Origin of the sequence: Micromonospora sp. NPDC006766 (genome assembly GCF_040636055.1) — a bacterium.
Taxonomy (GTDB): Bacteria; Actinomycetota; Actinomycetes; order Mycobacteriales; family Micromonosporaceae; genus Micromonospora.
In genome coordinates, this window is sequence record NZ_JBEYIX010000018.1 from 1 (window position 1) to 17,885 (window position 17,885).

A 17,885-nucleotide genomic window follows, 5' to 3' on the forward strand; every position below is an offset into this window, starting at 1 on the left:
GATCGTGGCCGCCGCACTCATCCTGCTCCACACCGAACACGACCGCACCACATGATCACCTTCGGTGATCAGAACGTTGCGCTGAATGCCTCACTACCTGGTTCTTCCTGTCTGCATTTGTTGTCGAGGGTCCGCATCACGTCGAGTTGTTGCCGAAAGTGGTCGTCGACACGACAACGCCAGGACGAACCGTCGGGGACCATCCGCTTGTACTGGACCAGGACAAAACTGCGCCGTTGCTTGTGGTAGTAGATGAGGTCGGTACCGAGCCGGGTTTCGATCGGCCACCGGTTGACGTTCATGATTTCCAGCGTGCGCCCCTTGCCATCGGTGAACTTCCGAACGGCCAGCCGGTCGCTTTCCTGGCGGGTCCAGCCGAGGAACGTGTTCGCGTCGTGTTCGACCATTGGATCTTCTCGTGGCGTGATGCCGGGCATCGAGGGAAGGAGGGAGTCGCGGTCGGAGATGCTGCCAATCTCCTCCTCTGTAAGGAAACCGTCGGCCGGCAGCAGGTCGGGAGCGCCAGTGAACGCACACAGAGATGCGAAAGAGTCCCGCTCCTCCGCCAACGCCACCTTGCGCGGCACCGGCAGGTCGATGTCCCTGATGCCGAACAGTGATCCAATCACCGGATCAAGCTCGGGCTCCTCGGCAAACAGGACCTCGAGCACGACTCTGCTGGCCTTGTCGGTCAGCTTGCCCTGACGCTCCAGCGGCCGTCGCTGGTCCTTCCGAAGTGCAGCCCGCAGACGGCTCATTTCCAACGGACGCTTGAGTTGAGTCAGTTCTCGCAGCCGAAACGCCCAGCGGAGGTCATCGGCCCTACTGTCGTCATCGACACCCGCGATGAAATGTATGGCCTGTCGATATGAAATCAGGACTACGTCAGCTCCGACCCGGGACCGGACCGGGAAGGAGACTTGGCAGTCACCCGGACCGGCACCTCGTGCTCGCCGGTCAGCGACCTCCTGTAGATACGACATGCATGCATCGTCGGCGAAAACTATCCCCAACTGGCGGCCACCCACTGTGCCTCCCTGCGATCGGCCGAGGTGCGAGTTCCGTTTTGGCTATTTCGCGGTCGCTCCGGGCGACCATTCGTTGGCGAAGGTTTCCATCTGGCGGATGACCAGGTCGACGGCGGCGCGCTCGTGGTCCGGTGGGTAGTCGTAGCGGGCGAGCAGCCGGCGAATGTGGCTGCGGAGCTTGGCGCGTACCGGTTCACGGGAGAACCAGTCCACCGTGATCGACGACTGGATCGACTTGACCAGCTCCCGGGCGATCTCCGCCAGGGTGCCGACACCCATGAGCTCCGTGGCCGCGCCGTTCTGCGCGACGGCGTCGTAGAAGGCCAGTTCGGCGTGGTTGAGCGGAGGGTCGAACTGCTGGCCGCGTCGGGCGTCCGCAGACACCTCCTTGGCCAGCTCGACCAGCTCGATGATCAGCTGCGCGCTGGTCAGCTGCTGGCGCATGTAGCGGTTCATCAGGTCTTCGAGCTGGGCGGAGAAGCGTTCCTGACGAACCACGTTGTGCTTGGTGACCTCACGCATCTTCCGCTCAATCAGCCGGCGCAGCGCCGAGGCCGCCAGGTGCGGGGTGTCCGAGTTCTGCAGGCGCTGCAACGCGACCCCGTTGAGCTCGGTGATGTCGAGCTTGCCGAGGCCGGCCTCCTCGTAGATGTCGGTGATGTCTGCGGCGTCGACCACCTCGGCGGCGAGCTGCGACAGGTAGCGCTCAACCTGGGCCGTGTTCGGCAGGCCCTTCGCCTCCCGGTCGGCGGCCTCTTCCTTGACGATCCAGACCCGGACGTCGCGAAAGAAGTGGATGTCGCGGCGCAGGCGCTGGATGTCGCCAGCACGGTCGACGAAGTCGCGGCTGGTGGCGCAGAGCGTGTAGAACCGTTCCAGCCGGCCCGCCGCGTCGCGGAAACGCTGGTGCAGCGGCTTCGTGCCGGGCTCGACAACGTTGCCGGGGGTCCGCGGGTCGCGCAGGAAGTTGGCGGCCTTCCGTACCGCCCGCAGCCAGCGGGTCGGGTTCGTCTCGTCGTCGAGGATCGCCCGCCACTTCACCGGGGCCAACATGGTCTCGATGACGGAGATCTCGTTGTTCACCTCGCTGATCGCCCGGTCGATCTCCCTGCCGAGGGTCTGGTCTTCCTGATCGCTGGGGGTGTACTCGGTCAGCGCCTTCCGCAGGTTCTCGGTCAGCGGGGCGTAGCCGACCAGCAGCCCGTCCTGCTTCTCCCGGAAACGACGGTTGACCCGGGCGAGCGCCTGCATGAGGTTGGCGCCCTTCATCGGCCGGTCCATGTAAATGGTGTGGATTGGCGGCGCGTCGTAGCCGGTGAGCAGCATCGAATGCACGATGAGCAGCTCCAGCTCGTCGTTCGGATCCTTGGCGCGGGCCTGGACGGTCTTCTGCTGCGACGGGCGCAGGTGATGCGGGCGCAGCACCTGCTCGTCGCTGGGCACCCCATGGAAAACGATCTTCATCTTGCCCTTGTCGACGGCCGGGTCCGCCCAGCAGGGCCGCAACTCCTTGATGGCGTCGAAGACGCGGACGCAGATCTCCCGGGTCGCACAGACGAGCATCGCCTTGCCCGGCCCGCCGAGCTGCGGCCGCATTAGCTCGCGTCGCTTCTCCCAGTGTTCGACCAGGTCCTTCGCAAGGGTCTCGACCCGGTCGGGGGCACCGTAGATGGTGTTCATGGTGGCCGCGTACGCCTCGGCCTTACGCCGCTCCGCGTCGTCCAGGCTGGCGGTCAGCGTCTCCACCTGCTCGTCGATGCTGTCCGGATCGATGTCCGGTGGCAGCGACACCGGTATGATCCGCGGCTCGTGGTAGACCCGTACGGTCGCCTCGTCGTCGACGGCACGCTTGAGGTCGTACACGTCGATGTAGTCGCCGAAGACGGCGCGGGTGTTCACTTCGGCGGTGGCGATCGGGGTGCCGGTGAAGGCAATAAACGTGGCGTACGGCAGCGCGTCGCGCAGGTGCCGGGCGTAGCCGTCCAGGCTGTCGTAGTGGCTGCGGTGCGCCTCGTCGACGATCACCAGGATGTTGCGCCGTTTGGAAAGCAGCGGATGCGGCCTCCCCGCCTTCCGCTCTTCTCTCGTACGCCCGAATTTCTGCAACGTCGTGAAGATGATGCCGCCGGAGTTCCGGTTCGAGAGCTTGTCCCGTAGTTCGGCGCGGGTGTCGGCCTGCTCCGGCTCCTGGCCGAGCAGCATCTGGCTGTCCTGGAACGTGCCGAAGAGTTGATCATCAAGGTCGTTGCGGTCGGTGAGCACCACGATGGTCGGGTTCTTCAACTCGGGGTGTCGGGCGGCGAGCGCCGCCGTGCACACCATCTCCTCGGACTTGCCGGAGCCCTGGGTGTGCCAAACGACGCCCGCCTTTCCGTTGCTCTGCGATGCCCGCACGATGCACTCGACGGCCCGGATGACCGCGAAGTATTGGTGCGCCTTGGCGATCCGCTTGCTCTTCGGCGTGAAGTTAACGAACCCGCCGGTCAGCTCCAGGAAACGCCGCTGGTTGAACAGGCCGTAGAGGGCGACGATCAGCGCCTCCGGCCCGTCGTAGTCGGGCGCGTGGGCGTCGACGCGCTCGCCCTCGTCGTCGATGTTCCACGGCGCGAAGTGCTCGTACGGGGTGAACGGGGTGCCGTACTTCGCGGTTATCCCGTCGGAGATCAGGCACAGCACGGCGTGCCGGAACGCCAGCGGGAACTCCGCGAGGTACGCCTGAAGCTGGGCGTGCGCGCCGGTGAGGGTGGCGTTCTCGTCGGCGGCGTTCTTCAGCTCGAAGATCGCGATCGGCAGGCCATTGAGGTAAAGCACAATGTCGAAGCGGCGCCGGAAATCACCGTCGACGATCGTGACCTGGTTGATCGCCCGGTAGACGTTGCGGTCGGGGTCGTGCAGATCGGCCAGGCGCACGGTGGGGTTGTGCTCGGCGCCGAACGCGTCGGTGTACGTGATCGAGCGGACGCCGTGAACCAGCCGCTCGTGCGCTGCCCGGTTCTCAGCGAATGCCTCCCGGGAGGCCACATCGGTGGCGGCCCGCACCGCGTCCGCGACCGCCCCAGGCGGAAGATCGGGGTTGAGCCGCTCGATCGCCGCCCGCAGGTCCTCGAAGAGAACGAGGTCGGTCCAATCCCGCCGCTGCCCCGACCCCGGCGCGAAGTCCTTCCCGGCTCCAGGCTCCCACCCGATTTCGCCGAGCTGGTCCAGCGCCAGTGCTTCCCAGTCCGCCTCGTTCATCCGCCCGTCCAACCCCATTACGCCCCCTCCCAGTGACTCTTCGTCCTGCCTAATTCGCTTCTTCGACGATCTTCTCGGCGTCCTTGACTCGCAACCGCCCTGAGAGCAGCTCCGGCAACAACGTGTCCCTGAGCTTGGCTAGCGATTGGGATTCATTGAGCGCGGCATCCGCTCGGGTTTCTACGGCGGACAACCGAGCCGCTAGCTCGTCGAGATCGCCCTTCGGAACCCGCACCATGACAGACGCCAGCTTTGCCCGGCTGAGCTCCGTTTGCCCTGTAGAGCCCTCACCCAACGATTCAAACTGTTGCTCCGCGCCGAGGACTGCGAATGCTCCGACGATTGCGGGCAACGCGGCATCAACTCGAACTATGGTTACGTGCGAGTCGACGGTTGCCGCGATATCGTGCGACCAGATTCCAACTCGGCCCAAGGTGCCCACGCCGGTCGAGTTCACCAGCACATCGCCCCTGCGCAGGATTCGATCCGCTTTCACTCTATCCGCTTGAGCTCGACGAGCGGGTTCGAGGCTGACGCGGCCGTCCCGGACGCACTTCTGATTTACAACGACGATGCAGGACTCGTCATCGGCGTATTTCGGTGCCTGTCCTCGGTTCAGGAAACCCGCGATGTCTTGAATCCGCTTGTTCTCACTCGAGTCCTGAATGGCTGAAACGAACAGGTCGATGTTGAGTTGTCGTGCAGTCGCGGCGATTCGGTCGTTGACTGCGATCTTGTCATCTAGCGCACCTAGAACATGTGCGATCGCCTCTTGCTCCACCCTTGAGGGCCACAGCACCGGCAATGGGTGCACATGGTTCCTGTTCAAGGTTGGATTGGATGAGCCGACATCCATTGCCAAAAAATCAAGAGTTTGCAGGAAGTAGTAGACGAACCGCGGGCTATTGCTTTTGAAATCTTTTACCCACAGCGTGGTGTCGTGCGGCCAGTAGGGGCCGGGCAGGTAGAACACCTTGCCAAGCGTTCCCTTACGGCCCATGACAACACCCGGCCCGTCGGTGATCGCTGTGTCATGGAAGCTACTGATGCCACCCGAGGAAACAACCGGGATCTCACCTGGCCGCTGGACCGCCTTGGTGATGTCGAATCCCCGCTGAAGCGTAATGACCTCGCCAATCGTTGTTGGGAACCAGTCAGACATCGATCCTCCTGAGCTGCTCCCGGACGACCACTTCCAGCCGGGAAGCCTCGTCGAAGTGGGCGCACAACTCCTTAGTGAGGCGCTCGATACGGTCGGCGAGTGGTTCGGCGTTTGGGTCTTCTTCGGCTTTGGCGGTGCCGACGTAGCGGCCGGGGGTGAGGAGATGGTCGTGGGCGGCTACCTCGTCGAGGTTGGCCGAGTAGCAGAAGCCGGGCACGTTCTCGTACGCCTGGCCCTTAATTTTGGCGGACTTGGTCCCGCGCCAGGCATGGTAGGTGTCGGCAATCTTGGCGATGTCGTCGTCGGTGAGGACGCGTTCGGTGCGGTCGACCATGGTGCCGAGAGCGCGGGCGTCGATGAAGAGGATTTCGCCGCGCCGGTCGGTCAGCGCCTTCGCGCCGTGCGGTGACTTGTCCTTCGTCAAGAACCAGAGGCAGGCGGGGATAGCGGTGCTACGGAACAGGTTCGGCGGGAGGGCGACCATACAGGCCAACAGGTCCGCCTCGATAATCGCGCGGCGGATCTCACCTTCGCCGGACTGCTTCGAGGACATCGAACCATTGGCGAGGACGACACCGGCGCTACCGCGGTCGCCGAGCTTGGAGAGGATGTACTGGAGCCAGGCGTAGTTGGCGTTGTTCTGAGGCGGCACGCCGTAGCGCCAGCGCGGATCCGTCGCGCGGCGCGCCCAGTCGCTCATGTTGAACGGCGGGTTGGCCATGATGAAGTCGGCCCGCATGTCGGAGTGCTTGTCGTCGGAGAACGTGTCGGCCCAGCGGTCGCCGATACCCACGGGGTCCATGCCGTGGATGGCGAGGTTCATCTTCGCCAGTCGCCAGGTGCGCTCGTTTTTCTCTTGGCCGTAGATGGCGATGTCGTGGGTGTGGTCTCGCCCGGCATGGTTCTCGACGAACTTCTTGGACTGTACGAACATGCCCCCGGAACCGCAGCACGGATCGTAGACCCGGCCCTCATAGGGTTCCAGCACATCGACGAGGACCCGCACCACGCTGGGCGGGGTATAGAACTCGCCAGCCCGCTTGCCCTCGGCACGGGCGAACCGCTCCAGGAAGTACTCGTACGTCTCACCGAGGACGTCCTTCGCCTCCCGGCCGTCGTGGCCGGTGAAGCGGGCGTCGCTGATCAGGTCGACGAGTTCCTTCAACCGCTTTTGGTCGACGTTGTCTCGGTTGAAGATCTTCGGGAGGACGCCGGTCAGCGCGGGGTTCTCTCGCATGATCGCGTCCATGGCGTCGTCGAGCAGCGCGCCGACGCCACCGGGCGCATTCTCCACCAGGTAGTCCCACCGAGCGGTCTCCGGAACCCAGAAGACGTTGGCGCTGGTGTACTCGTCGCGTTCGTCGAGGAACTGGGCGCGGCGGTTCTCCGGGATGTCGGCGAGGCTGGCCCTGATCTGGTCGCGGCGTTCGGCGAACGCGTCCGAGACGTACTTGAGGAAGACCAGGCCGAGGACGAACTCCTTGTACTGTGCAGCGTCCATGGAGCCGCGCAGCTTATCGGCGGCCTTCCAAAGGATGTCCTGGATCTGCTTGGTGCTGGACACGCCGAACAGCTCGGCCTGTCCGTTGGCACGTTTACGTGGGGGCACTGTGCGTTCCGTTCTCTCGTTCAGGAGTTCGTACCGTACAAAGTCGTGAGGGTGCCGTCGGCGAAGCCGGTCACGATGAGTTCGCGCAACTTCGCCAAGAGATCGGCTTGGTGCTGCAACAGGCGCTCGCGCTCCTCCAGGCAGCGCAGCACCTCGTCCAGGCGGGCCGCCTCGTCACGGGCCAGGTCGGGGATCGTGACGTCCTGCGGCCGTGGGCCGCGTACTGCACCAGGGCTACGTGCGGTGTTGCGGGCGATCCCCAGGAGGGCCCGCAACACCCGAGAGGTGAGGGGGTCGCCGGGGGATATGTGCAGGCCGCAGGCCGGAAACTCGATCACCGAGAAGCCGTCGTCGTCGAGGAAGGCGCCGAACTGGGGGACGGTGGTGACCACGAGGTCGCCCGGTTCGGTGAGGGCGACGTGCGGGTACTCCGCGGCGAGCATGAGCCGGTCCATCCAGCGCTTGGACGACTGCGCGAGGACCTCCGCCGAACCGATGACCCGGTGGTGACCACGCGGTCCGACGTGCTGAGGTGAGAGACGGTGCCCGGTAAGGAGGCGGACCCGGCGGGCCGTTCGTAGCGCCCCAACGGAATGCTCCTTTGGCCTGGTTCCGTCGCGCTGCGCCGCCCCGGTGTTCAGGGGGCCGCGCTCCTCCACGTACAGGATGGTTTTCTGCTCCGCATCGGTGAGGCGGCGCTCAATCTCGCCGACGAGCGCGGGGCGGTCGGTGGCCAGCCTGGCACGCAGGGTGACCGACGCCGGACCCGGCGGCCGGAGTGCGGCACCCCGCCGCAGGTGGAGGCTCTCCAGCAGGACGATCCGGCCAGTCCGCGGATCGTGGCCGTCGCTGCGGTGACCCTCGGCGCGCCAGAGGAGAATGTCCTCGGCTGCGGACTCGACAGTGGGTTGGTCGAGTGCAGCGCCGCTGAGGTCGGCGAGCAGCACGCGACCCTTGGTGGTGGGGATCGGGTCCCGGGTCAACAGCCACAGCGCGGCGGGATGGCCCGGTCTGGCCGGATAGACACCGCCCGGTAGCCGCACGACTGCCTCGACGATGCCGCTGCCCAACAGCGCTGCTCGGCGCAGCACTGCGAGCCCGTCCCGCAACTCGTCGACGAGGCTGCTGGCGGGACCGACGACGATGGCCGTGCGGCCCGGACCGAGCAGATCGGCGATCGCCTCGACCCGGTCGAGGTCGGCGAGGGCGTCCCGGCTCTCAGCCGGCCGGTAGGGAAGCCGGGTGACGATGAGGTCCGGATCGGCGAACTCCTCGTTCAGCTCGTCGGCGCGCACGTCGAAATGGAACTCGGGTAGCTCGGCGAGGAGCAACTGCCGGCGCACCAGGCGGGCGAGCGCCTCGTCGGCGACGAACGCGTTGACTCGCAGGTTGTCGCGGTCCTGGTCGCTGATCAGCGCGGTCAGCAGGTCGCCCGTGCCCGCGTTGGCGTCGGCGATGGTGACGGTGCCGTGGGCACGCAGCCGGGCCGGCACGTCGGCGACCCGACGGATCAGGGCGACCGCCTCCGGGGTGAGCGCGTCCGCCGTCAGCTCGGGCCAGCCGAGGCGGTTGGCGGAGCTGAGCAGGAACTGGCAGCTCCGCCAGGGGTCATAGGCCCCCTCGATCAGTTGCTCTACCAGCTGGGCCAGCCCGGCCGGCTCAGGCGCGTCAGCCAGCTCGTACAACAGAAACTCGTCCTCGGGATCGAGGCGGCGGGCCAGCGGCAGAGGATCGGCTGGCAGCGCCCGGCCGGTGAGGTGGCGGAGGCAGAGCGCGGCGCCGAGAACGACGATCGCGCGTCGGCCTCCGTGCCGCCGGGCGTACGCCGCCAGCGTGTGCAGGGACCGCTCGGCGCGCAGAGTGTCCGGGTCGGCGTGGCCGAGTCCGGTCCGGAGTAGCCAAGCCACGACCGCGTCTGCGGGAAAGAGGGGCTGGCCGTGGTTACCCGACACGGGCGCAGGGAAGTCGGGGTGCCGCCGGCGCCAGGTCGTGACCGCAGGCTTGCTGACCCGCGCGAGCAGTGCGATCTCCCGCTGCGACATCAACTCCGCCTCCATGGCTCACCTCCCCGCTTCGGCCCTCACGGTACGAGTCCTGGAACCTCCAAGACGAACGTAGATCTGTTATCCCGGGATAACAGGGTGTAGAGAAGTGTAAGCGACGAATTTGCGATTCCCTCGATGCGCCAACGACATCAGGGGGTCTGATGAACGACACGCTCACGCTCTACCAGGAACTCGCCGACCGCCTTCAGCGGTCCCAGGTGCCGCGCGCGGTCAGCGACCTGGTTCTTGCCGCCTTCCACGGCGAGCAGGTTCTCGATGCCGTGCTGCGGGGTGCGGCCCTCCCGCCGTCGCCCGAGCCGGGCGAGGCGGGCGATGCCACGCCACAGGCGTTCCTGGAAGAGGTCCGGGTCGCCGGCTTCCGCGGGATCGGCCAACAGGTCACGGTCGGGCGGCTGCCCAAGACCGGGCTGACCGTGTTCGTGGGCCGCAACGGCTCCGGGAAGTCCAGCATCGCCGAGGCCATCGAGTACACGCTGACCGCGGATTCCCCGCGCTGGGCGCAGCGCCCGCCGGTCTTCCGCGAGGGCTGGCGGAACCTGCACCACGACGGCGCATCGGAAATCCGCCTCAGCCTCCGGCTCGACACCGGCCAGCAGGTGACGACCCGCCGCGCCTGGCCTGCCGGGGCCACCGATCTGACCTCCGCGACGGTCACCACGACCACCGGCGGCGCCGCGATGCCGCCCGGTCAGGTGCCGCAGTGGATCAGTCAGGCCGCCAGGTACCGGCCGTTCCTGTCCGCCCGCGACCTCGAACGAGTCATCACCGCGAAGCCGACCGAACTGTACGACGCGATCGCGCCGATCCTCGGCCTGGGCCCGCTACGCGACGCCGACGCCCGGCTGCAGCAGCGGCGCAAGGCCTATGACGACCGGGCCAAGGCGCTCAAGGCGGCCTTCACCGAGCTGCGCGAACAGCTCGGCCAGATCGACGACGACCGCGCCCGCGACGCCGTGCGCGCCCTCGGCACGCAGGCCGGCCGGGCGAACCTGACCAGTCTGGCCGACCTCGCCGGCAGCGACACCGCCGCGTCGGAGGAGCCCGCAGCGGCAGCCGCGCGGCGGCTCGCCGAGCAGGAACTGCCCGACCTCGGCCGGGCACTGGTTGCCCTGAACGAGGCCGAGGCGGCCGTGCGGCGGGCGACCGCCACCGACAGTGGGGCCGCCGACCGGAACGCCCAGCTGCTGCGGGCCGCGCTCGGCGTGCACCACGACCGTGGGGACGGGCCCTGCCCGGTGTGCCGCGCCGGCACTCTCGATCAGGATTGGCGTACGCAGGCGGAGGAAGAACTCGCCCGGCTGGCCGCAGCCGCCACGGCGGCACGCGCAGCCCAGCAGGCACACGCGAACGCCCGCCGCACGGTCGACGGTCTGCTCGACGACGTACGCCGGCTCCTGGAACCAGCCGCCACCACGCTGGCACCCCACGTTCCCGCGCAGAGCACCGCGATGCGTGAGGCTCTTGCCGTGCTCGGCCACGACCTGGCCGCCTGGGACGGTGTCGTTGCGGCGCACGCCGCCCTCGCGGCGGAGGCAGCCGACTGGCTCGCCCAGCGTCACGACGCCTGGCGCGAGCCCGGTGCCGCGATCCGCCGCTGGGTCGACGCCGCGACCCTGAATCGCGCCGAAGCGCCGACCCTCGCGCTGCTCACCAAGGCCCGCACGGCACTCGACAACGCCAACAAGGCGATGCGAGCCGAGCGGCTGAGCACCTTCGCCGCGCAGTCGAATCGGATCTGGCAGAAGCTGCGGCAGGAGAGCAACGTCGAGATGCACCACCTACGAATCGAAGGAGCGAACAACACCCGCCGGGTCCTGTTCCCCGTGGCCGCCGACGGCGTCGAGACCAACGCCCTCGCGGTGATGAGCCAGGGCGAGCTGCACGCCCTCGGCTTAGCAGTCTTCCTGCCCCGCGCCTGCGCCGAGACCAGCCCGTACCGGTTCGTGATCATCGACGACCCGGTGCAGAGCATGGACCCCACCAAGATCGACGGCCTCGCCGAGGTGTTGCGTGACATTGCCTTGACCCGGCAGGTCATCGTATTCACCCACGACGACCGGCTGCCGGAAGCGATCCGGCGCCTCGACATCGAGGCCGACGTCCGGGAGGTCACTCGCCGCGAAGGCTCGATCGTGGAGGTCCGTAGGGTCTGCGACCCGGCGGACCGCTACCTCGACGACGCACGTGCCCTGGTCGCCGCAGAGATCTCGGACGAGGTGAAGTACCTGATGGTCGCCGGGTTCTGCCGGTCCGCGATCGAGTCGGTGAGCATGGATCGCTACCGGGCCGCCCAGCATCAGCGCGGCACGTCCTACCAGCAGATCCAGGAAGGGCTCAGCCGGGCGCACACGGTCAAGGACCGACTCAGCCTCGGGCTCTTCGGCCGCCTCGTACCCCGCCCGGAGCTCTTCGCTCGTCTCGACCGCGACTACGGCGTGCAGGCCACCCGGACGGTTAAAGCGGTGGCGGAGGCGGTCCACGGACACCGAAGCATGCCTGTCCGGGCAATGGTCGCCAACACCGCAACGTTCGTGGGGCGGTTGCGATGACGGCGTCTCTGTATCTCGCCACCGCCGACCTGATGCTCACCAGCGTCATCCGGGGCGCCCGCGGCGCTTGGCCCCGGGCGTGCGCGTGGCTGCTGCGCCACGAACTGGAAGCGGCGATGGACCGTTACTGGGCTCGGGTCTGCCCGGAGATCGGACGGACCCGGGTGCAGCGGCCGAAGCTGCTGCTGCTCGCCCACTACGCCGGCCCCCACCTCGGGCGCCGAGCCGGCTACCTGTGGTGGGCGCTGTCCCGCGCCGGCCACCACCACCACTACGAACTCGGCGTCACCGCAGCCGAGCTGGCCCGGCTCCGCACCGAACTCCTCGACATCGTCGCTCTCCTCGACCACTCGGAGGCCCCCACATGCTGAAGCGGGATCACGCCCTGCTGATCCTCGGCGTTGAGGCGCTGGCCATCGTCGGCGTCGTCTACTACCTCATCACGCTCGACCTCATCAGCCTTGCCTGGTCGGCGTCGATCGCGGTCGCCATCCCGGCCTGGCTGCTCGCCGTGAAGGCGCCGACGACGTGCGGCGTGACCACCCAGACTGGCGGCCGGTGTGGACGGAAGGTCAACGGGGTGATTTTCGGCTGCGGTCGGTCGAACCACACCTGGGCCAAGTTCTTCGCCCGCTTCGGCTGGCGTCGTCAGCCTGACCCGAGTATTCGGCGGAGCCGGTCCGCCGAGGCTGCGGAGGTCACCGAGGTGGTGACGGTGAAGATCGCCGAGGACTGGAAGAGCACCGTGGCGTTCTGGCTCGCCCTCACCGCGACGACGTGCGCCCTGGTCAGTGCCACCATCGATGCCACCAACTTCTTTCGCGGTCAGGAATTGCCGAAGTCGCCGGCCGCCGTCTCCCGTTGAGGGCCTGTCCTCCTCCATCGATGCTTCGATGGCCCTGTTTCCGGGAGGGTCGCCTGATACGGCCTCTCCCCGCGCCATGCACCACCTGTGCGAGTTGGTCTTCATCTGCGCCAAGCACGCACCCCCACTGCAACATCCCGGCCTGCTCAATGAGCCGACACTGCATCCAGGAGAGGTGGAGATTACTGAGCGGGGTCGTTCCGATGACGGCGGTGTCGGTAATCCGATGCATAGATCAACGCGTTATGCGCCCTATCCTGGAGAGCTTTGCCTCGGGCCGACGGCCCGGCGGATCAGCACTGGCGTACGTCGACTGACTTGGAGACGAGATGCTGTTGACCGAACCGGATGTGCTCAACCTCGTCCAGCAGGCCGCTGGCCGGTGGGCAGACCAACTGATCGACTTCGGCCCGCGGAACACGCTGCTCTATTTCAAGGAGCGGCAGGCCACCACGCTGGATCTCGCCGAGGCCGCTACGGACGGGATCGGCGACTTGCTCCGGGGGAAAAAGGTTCGCCTGCGGACGCTGTTTCCGGATCAGGAGCACCACAACAAGGCCTGCAACACTGCCCGCAGCCTGCGCCGCAAGTTGGTCGAGTTGGAGGAGGAACAGGGCATTCAGGCAGGCTGGGTCGCCCGCGGCCTGCTCTGCATGGTCGGTACGTACACCCGCGGGTCCGTGCCGATGCAACCGCTGCGCGCACCGCTGATTCTGCAGCAGCTTGCTCTGGACAGCCGGACGGCGACCGAAAACGACTTCACCCTGGAACTCTCCGACTCACCCGAGATCAACCCCGTGCTCCTGTACGCGCTGGAACGGCAGTACGGCGTGGAGGCGGACATCAGCGCCCTTGGCGAAAAGCTGGGTGCCATGCTGACCGAGATCGCCGACCCCGATCAGCAGCTCAGGACCGCCTACGACCTGATCGCCGAAGCGGTCGCACCAAGCGGCCTTTCCCTCCAGCTCGACCAGGCGATGATCGGCGGCGTCTTCAGCTTCGACAAGCTGCCCATGGTCAAGGACCTGCGCACCTCCGCCAAGCTGCTGGCGTCGCACCCGGTAATCGGTGCCATGGCCGGCGACCGGAGCTCACAGCAACAATTGCGTACCGAGACGGCGCAGGGACCCAGCTCCAGCGCCGACCGGATCGACCCGGCGAAGGAGTTCCTCGTTCACGACGCGGACTCGTCCCAGCAGGCTGCCATCGATGCAGCGCTGTCCGGCCGGCATGTGGTCATCGACGGCCCGCCCGGCACGGGGAAGAGCCAGACGATCGCGAACATCATCGCGTACATGGCTGCGATGGGCCGCAGCGTGCTGTTCGTCTCCGAGAAGCGGGCGGCGATCGAAGCGGTGATGAACCGGCTCGGTGACGTCGGACTCGACAACCTCGTGTTCGACCTGCACGACCGCAAGATCAGCAAGCGGCAGGTCTCCCAGCGTATCGCCGCGGTCCTCGCTCAGGCTGGCACCGAGCCGCCGGTCGACACGAGCGACCTGCATCGACGCCTGCACAGCCGGCGGGCCGCGGCACAGCGCCACCCGGCCGAGATGCACGAGGTGCGGCAGCCCTGGGGCATGAGCGCGTTCCAGGTGATCGAGCAGTTGCTCGCCCTGCCCTCCTACGACGTCAGCGGGTACAACCTGCGGGCATCCGAGCTGCGAAACCTGGACCGGTCGGCGGTCGAGGCTGCGCGGGAGGACCTGCGCACGTTCGTGGATCGTGGCGGCCTGAGGATCTGGCGCGGGGAATCGCCGTGGGCAAAGGCTGAGATCCGCACCACGGACGACGTGGGCGAGGTGCTAATCCATCTCGACGGGCTGGCGGCCGGTGCCCTGCAGGGCGCGCAGCGGCAGATCCGGGAGTTGGTCGACCGGGCCGGGCTGGACGTACCCGATGATCTCGCCGCCTGGACGGACCTGTTCGACTTACTGAGCGAGGTTGATCGCACCCTCGCCAGCTACGGCGAGCAGGCCTTCGGCCCGGACCTGAACGACTTTGTCTACGCGACAGCGCCAGGGCGTTCCCGGCCACGACGGCCAGAAGCTCTCGGACTCTTCCGCCGGTTCCAGCTGCGCCGCGAGCTGCGGCGAGCCTGCCCGGCCGCACCCCGCAAGCGATCCGAGATGTATCAGGGCTTGATCGCTGCGGTGGACCAGCGCGAACGCTGGCGAAAGCTCAGCCGTCAGGACAGCGCACCCACCGCTCTGGCAGGTGCTGATCTCTGCATGTCGTCCTTCGTCCAGGTGCGTAACCATCTCGCGGCGGTGGCTGCCTGTGCGCGCATCGACGGCCTCGACCGGGGACCGGCCACGACCGCGGCCAGCACCCTCGCCGAGTTGAATGGCGACCGTCACACGCTGTTCCTGATGCCCGACCTGAACAAGCAGCAGCAGCTCTTCCGTTCGCTGGGACTGAGCTACATGCTCGATGACCTGGCGGCACGACGCGTCTCGAGCGACGAGGCAGCCGACACCTTGCTGCGCGCCTGGCTTGAGGTGATCCTCGACGAGATGCGCATGCGTTTCCCGTACCTCGGTCAGTTCCTGGGACAGCAGCATGCCGGGGTGGTCGAGGACTTCTGTGCCGCCGACACCCGCCACATCGAGGTGGCGGCCCGACACGTGCGCCGCAACGTAGCAGTGAATCTGCGTAGAGCCCGGGACGCCTATCCCGACCAGAACAGCCTCGTTCGGCGGGAGGCGGCCAAGAAGAGCCGACATCTGCCGCTGCGTAAGCTGCTCAGCAACGCACGAGAGGTACTCCTCGCCGCGTTTCCATGCTGGGCCATGTCGCCCCTCGTGGTCAGCCGCATACTGCCGGCTGAGCAGCTGTTCGACGTGGTCATCTTCGACGAGGCGAGCCAGATCGAGCCGCACGACGCGGTCGCATCGATCATGCGCGGCGCTCAACTCGTCGTGGCCGGCGACCCCAAACAGCTTCCGCCCACGCCGTTCTTCCGGCGGCTCGTCCAGCAGACCACCAACGGCGAGGACGACGACCTCGACGACGACAGCCTCGAAGACTACGAGTCCGTTCTCGACGTCCTCAGCGGTCTCATCTCCAACCGGCACCGCCTGACCTGGCACTACCGCAGCCGGGATGAGCGACTCATCGCGTTCTCGAACGTCGAGATTTACGACCGATCCCTCGTGACGTTCCCCGGCGTGCAGGTCGGCAGTCCGCTACGCCTGGAGACCGTCGACGGTCGCGTCGCCCCCGGCCAGAGCGGCTCCTCACCGGAGGAAGTCAACCGGGCGGTCGACCTCATCCTCGAGCACGCCGAGCGGCAACCCCACGAGAGCCTCGGTGTCATCACCATGGGCCAGAAGCACGCCCTGCGGATCGAGACGGCGCTGCGCAGTCGACGCCGCGAGCACGAGCACCTCGACGACTTCTTCTCTCAGGACCGGGCCGCGAGTCAACGCTTTTTCATCAAGAGCCTGGAGAACGTCCAAGGCGACGAGCGCGACGCGATCATCCTCAGCATCGGCTACGCCAAGACCCGCGACGGTCGCCTGACAATGCGGTTCGGACCACTCAACCAGGAGGGCGGTGAGCGGCGCCTGAACGTCGCGGTCACCCGAGCACGGAGTCGGATGACGGTGGTCAGCGCCTTCTCGCACCACGACATGGACCCAACCCAGACCGCAGCGACGAGAAACCGCGGCCCCGAGCTGCTCCGTCGCTACCTCGAGTTCGTGGCGCTCGGCGGCGACCTTGGGGGACGGCAGCACACCGGGGTTGAGCTCAACGGCCTTGAACGCAGCGTGCTGACGGCCATCCAGCAGCAGGGCATCAACGCGGTGCCCCAGTGGGGGGTGTCCGGATACCGAATCGATCTGGCACTCGCTCACCCGGACCAGCCCGGCCGGATGGTGCTCGCCGTTGAGACCGACGGCCACTCATACCACCAGGCGCACAGCGCCCGAGACCGAGACCGGCTACGCCAGCAGCACCTGGAGCGGCTCGGGTGGGAGTTCCACCGGATCTGGTCGACCGACTGGTACGTGGACCCGGCCGGCCAGACGGCCCGACTCGTCGCCCGTTGGCAGCAGGCGGTCGACCGCGCCGATCACGCTCCGAGGGCTCAACCCACGCCAGCGGCACCGCGGCACGTCAGCCAGCCACCCTCGCCCACGGCGTCCCGCCGTAGTCTGCGTCCCCAGGTACCGATCGGCCTGCGGATCACTGAGTACACCCGGGATCAGCTAGTGCAGATCTGCACGTGGCTGTTGAGCGACCAGCTCCAGCGCGATCGGGACGAGCGTCTGCAGGAGGCCATGACTGAGCTTGGGTTCCGCAAGCGGGGCTCCATCATCATCCAGCGTCTGACCGAAGCACTCGACATCGCGCAGCAGCGCGCCGACCGGGAGGTGTCCTGATGGTCGCACTCGACCTGCTCACCTTGGAACGGGTTGCTCGTTTGATCTGTGACGTAGACGGGCCGTACGAGCGGACCGGGTCGCAGGTCGAGCGATTCCTGCACCGCGTCCGGTGGCCCGGCGATCCGCAGTACGACGGCTCTCCGCGGATTCCCTGGCTTGCGGAAGTCCTGAGCTCCCACGCCGGCGACGCCGCCGCACTCGACCGGCTGCTCTGCCGCATCTGCGATCCCCTGGAGTACGACGGCGGCACCGAGGCCGCAGAGCCGATCGCGCAGGAGCTGAACCGCATCCTGGCTCCCGAGCAGCTCACCATCACGTACGTCGGCGGGCGCCCGGTGCTCGGCCAGCTCAGCCCGGCCGGCGAGATCCCCCTGTATGGTCCACCGCCGGACCTTCACGAGCGAGTGCGACGGCTTACCGCAGACAGCAAGGCAGTCGACATCCTCATGGCGCGCGCCGACGAGGCGTCGATCTGCCAGGCCAACGGTGCGTACGCGCTGGCAATCATCGGCATCGGCAGCTTCGTGGAAGGGCTGCTGCACGTCGTGGTGACTGATCGCGACGAGAGCGTCCGAAGGAGCGGACTGGTCGGCCGGGGTGGCCGGCGGGTTCCGGCCGAACGCGCCGGCCTTCATCTCCTACTCGAGTACGCGCATCGGCAGAAGTGGGTCCAGACCGACGCCAAGGACTTCATGGAGAAGGTCCGAGACTATCGAAACTTCGTCCACCCTCGGCATCAGATCGAGTACGGACTCGTACCCGACCTGGACACCGTCCGGATGTGTTGGGCCCCTGTGCACGCCCTCCTCAATGACCTGGAATCCGCGCCCTGATTACGGATCCATCCTCCTCTGACAGCAGCAAGCAGTTTGACCCACTCCTCGTCCAGATGGTGGCCACGGCCCGCCCGCCACTTCCACATTTAGCTGCGGAAGCAGCGTGGGAGTGGCGGGCGGAGGCAGTCGCCGCATCAAGCGAGTA

The 17,885-nt window shown here is 67.1% G+C and carries 10 protein-coding genes; 5 read left to right on the plus strand and 5 right to left on the minus strand.

Going from position 1 to position 17,885, the window contains the following annotated elements:
• Positions 1-68 precede the first annotated feature (68 nt).
• The 5 genes from ABZ671_RS17240 to ABZ671_RS17260 form a co-directional block, all read right to left on the minus strand.
• Entirely contained in the window at positions 69-758 is a 690-nt protein-coding gene (locus tag ABZ671_RS17240; RefSeq protein WP_357858357.1) for a hypothetical protein, read from the minus strand.
• A gap of 312 nt (positions 759-1,070) precedes the next feature.
• Positions 1,071-4,262 carry a type I restriction endonuclease subunit R gene (locus ABZ671_RS17245; protein ID WP_357858360.1) on the minus strand — a complete coding sequence of 1,064 codons (3,192 nt, stop codon included), beginning with the start codon at positions 4,260-4,262 and terminating at the stop codon, positions 1,071-1,073.
• Positions 4,263-4,311: 49 nt separating this feature from the next.
• Positions 4,312-5,424 (minus strand): restriction endonuclease subunit S, encoded by a 1,113-nt coding sequence (locus ABZ671_RS17250; RefSeq protein WP_357858363.1) that lies wholly within the window; start codon positions 5,422-5,424, stop codon positions 4,312-4,314.
• Positions 5,417-7,033 carry a class I SAM-dependent DNA methyltransferase gene (locus ABZ671_RS17255; protein WP_357858366.1) on the minus strand — a complete coding sequence of 539 codons (1,617 nt, stop codon included), beginning with the start codon at positions 7,031-7,033 and terminating at the stop codon, positions 5,417-5,419. The genes ABZ671_RS17250 and ABZ671_RS17255 overlap by 8 nt, the downstream gene beginning before the upstream one ends.
• 20 nt (positions 7,034-7,053) lie before the next feature.
• A complete protein-coding gene (locus tag ABZ671_RS17260; protein WP_357858369.1) occupies positions 7,054-9,090 on the minus strand; it encodes an SAM-dependent DNA methyltransferase in 2,037 nt (678 codons plus the stop codon).
• A 149-nt stretch (positions 9,091-9,239) separates the two neighbouring features.
• Between ABZ671_RS17260 and ABZ671_RS17265 the strand changes: the two genes are divergently transcribed.
• The 5 genes from ABZ671_RS17265 to ABZ671_RS17285 all read left to right on the plus strand — a co-directional run bounded on the left by ABZ671_RS17265 (position 9,240) and on the right by ABZ671_RS17285 (position 17,737).
• Positions 9,240-11,648, plus strand: coding sequence for an AAA family ATPase (locus ABZ671_RS17265; RefSeq protein ID WP_357858372.1), 2,409 nt, complete (start codon positions 9,240-9,242; stop codon positions 11,646-11,648).
• Positions 11,645-12,019: a hypothetical protein gene (locus ABZ671_RS17270; protein WP_357858375.1), complete on the plus strand. Its 375-nt coding sequence runs from the start codon at positions 11,645-11,647 to the stop codon at positions 12,017-12,019. The genes ABZ671_RS17265 and ABZ671_RS17270 overlap by 4 nt, the downstream gene beginning before the upstream one ends.
• Complete coding sequence (locus ABZ671_RS17275) at positions 12,013-12,513, plus strand: hypothetical protein (RefSeq protein WP_357858377.1); 501 nt, start codon at positions 12,013-12,015, stop codon at positions 12,511-12,513. The genes ABZ671_RS17270 and ABZ671_RS17275 overlap by 7 nt, the downstream gene beginning before the upstream one ends.
• A gap of 329 nt (positions 12,514-12,842) precedes the next feature.
• Positions 12,843-16,901: an AAA domain-containing protein gene (locus ABZ671_RS17280; protein WP_357858380.1), complete on the plus strand. Its 4,059-nt coding sequence runs from the start codon at positions 12,843-12,845 to the stop codon at positions 16,899-16,901.
• Positions 16,901-17,737: a hypothetical protein gene (locus ABZ671_RS17285; protein WP_357858383.1), complete on the plus strand. Its 837-nt coding sequence runs from the start codon at positions 16,901-16,903 to the stop codon at positions 17,735-17,737. Before ABZ671_RS17280 ends, ABZ671_RS17285 begins: the two co-directional genes overlap by 1 nt.
• Positions 17,738-17,885: the final 148 nt, after the last annotated feature.

Bases quoted from the DNA above. Each gene is read 5' to 3' on its own strand.
- ABZ671_RS17240 (WP_357858357.1), bottom strand. From the start codon at position 758: ATGAGCCGTCTGCGGGCTGCACTTCGGAAGGACCAGCGACGGCCGCTG.
- ABZ671_RS17245 (WP_357858360.1), bottom strand. From the start codon at position 4,262: ATGAACGAGGCGGACTGGGAAGCACTGGCGCTGGACCAGCTCGGCGAA.
- ABZ671_RS17250 (WP_357858363.1), bottom strand. From the start codon at position 5,424: ATGTCTGACTGGTTCCCAACAACGATTGGCGAGGTCATTACGCTTCAG.
- ABZ671_RS17260 (WP_357858369.1), bottom strand. From the start codon at position 9,090: ATGGAGGCGGAGTTGATGTCGCAGCGGGAGATCGCACTGCTCGCGCGG.
- ABZ671_RS17265 (WP_357858372.1), top strand. From the start codon at position 9,240: ATGAACGACACGCTCACGCTCTACCAGGAACTCGCCGACCGCCTTCAG.
- ABZ671_RS17270 (WP_357858375.1), top strand. From the start codon at position 11,645: ATGACGGCGTCTCTGTATCTCGCCACCGCCGACCTGATGCTCACCAGC.
- ABZ671_RS17275 (WP_357858377.1), top strand. From the start codon at position 12,013: ATGCTGAAGCGGGATCACGCCCTGCTGATCCTCGGCGTTGAGGCGCTG.
- ABZ671_RS17280 (WP_357858380.1), top strand. From the start codon at position 12,843: ATGCTGTTGACCGAACCGGATGTGCTCAACCTCGTCCAGCAGGCCGCT.
- ABZ671_RS17285 (WP_357858383.1), top strand. From the start codon at position 16,901: ATGGTCGCACTCGACCTGCTCACCTTGGAACGGGTTGCTCGTTTGATC.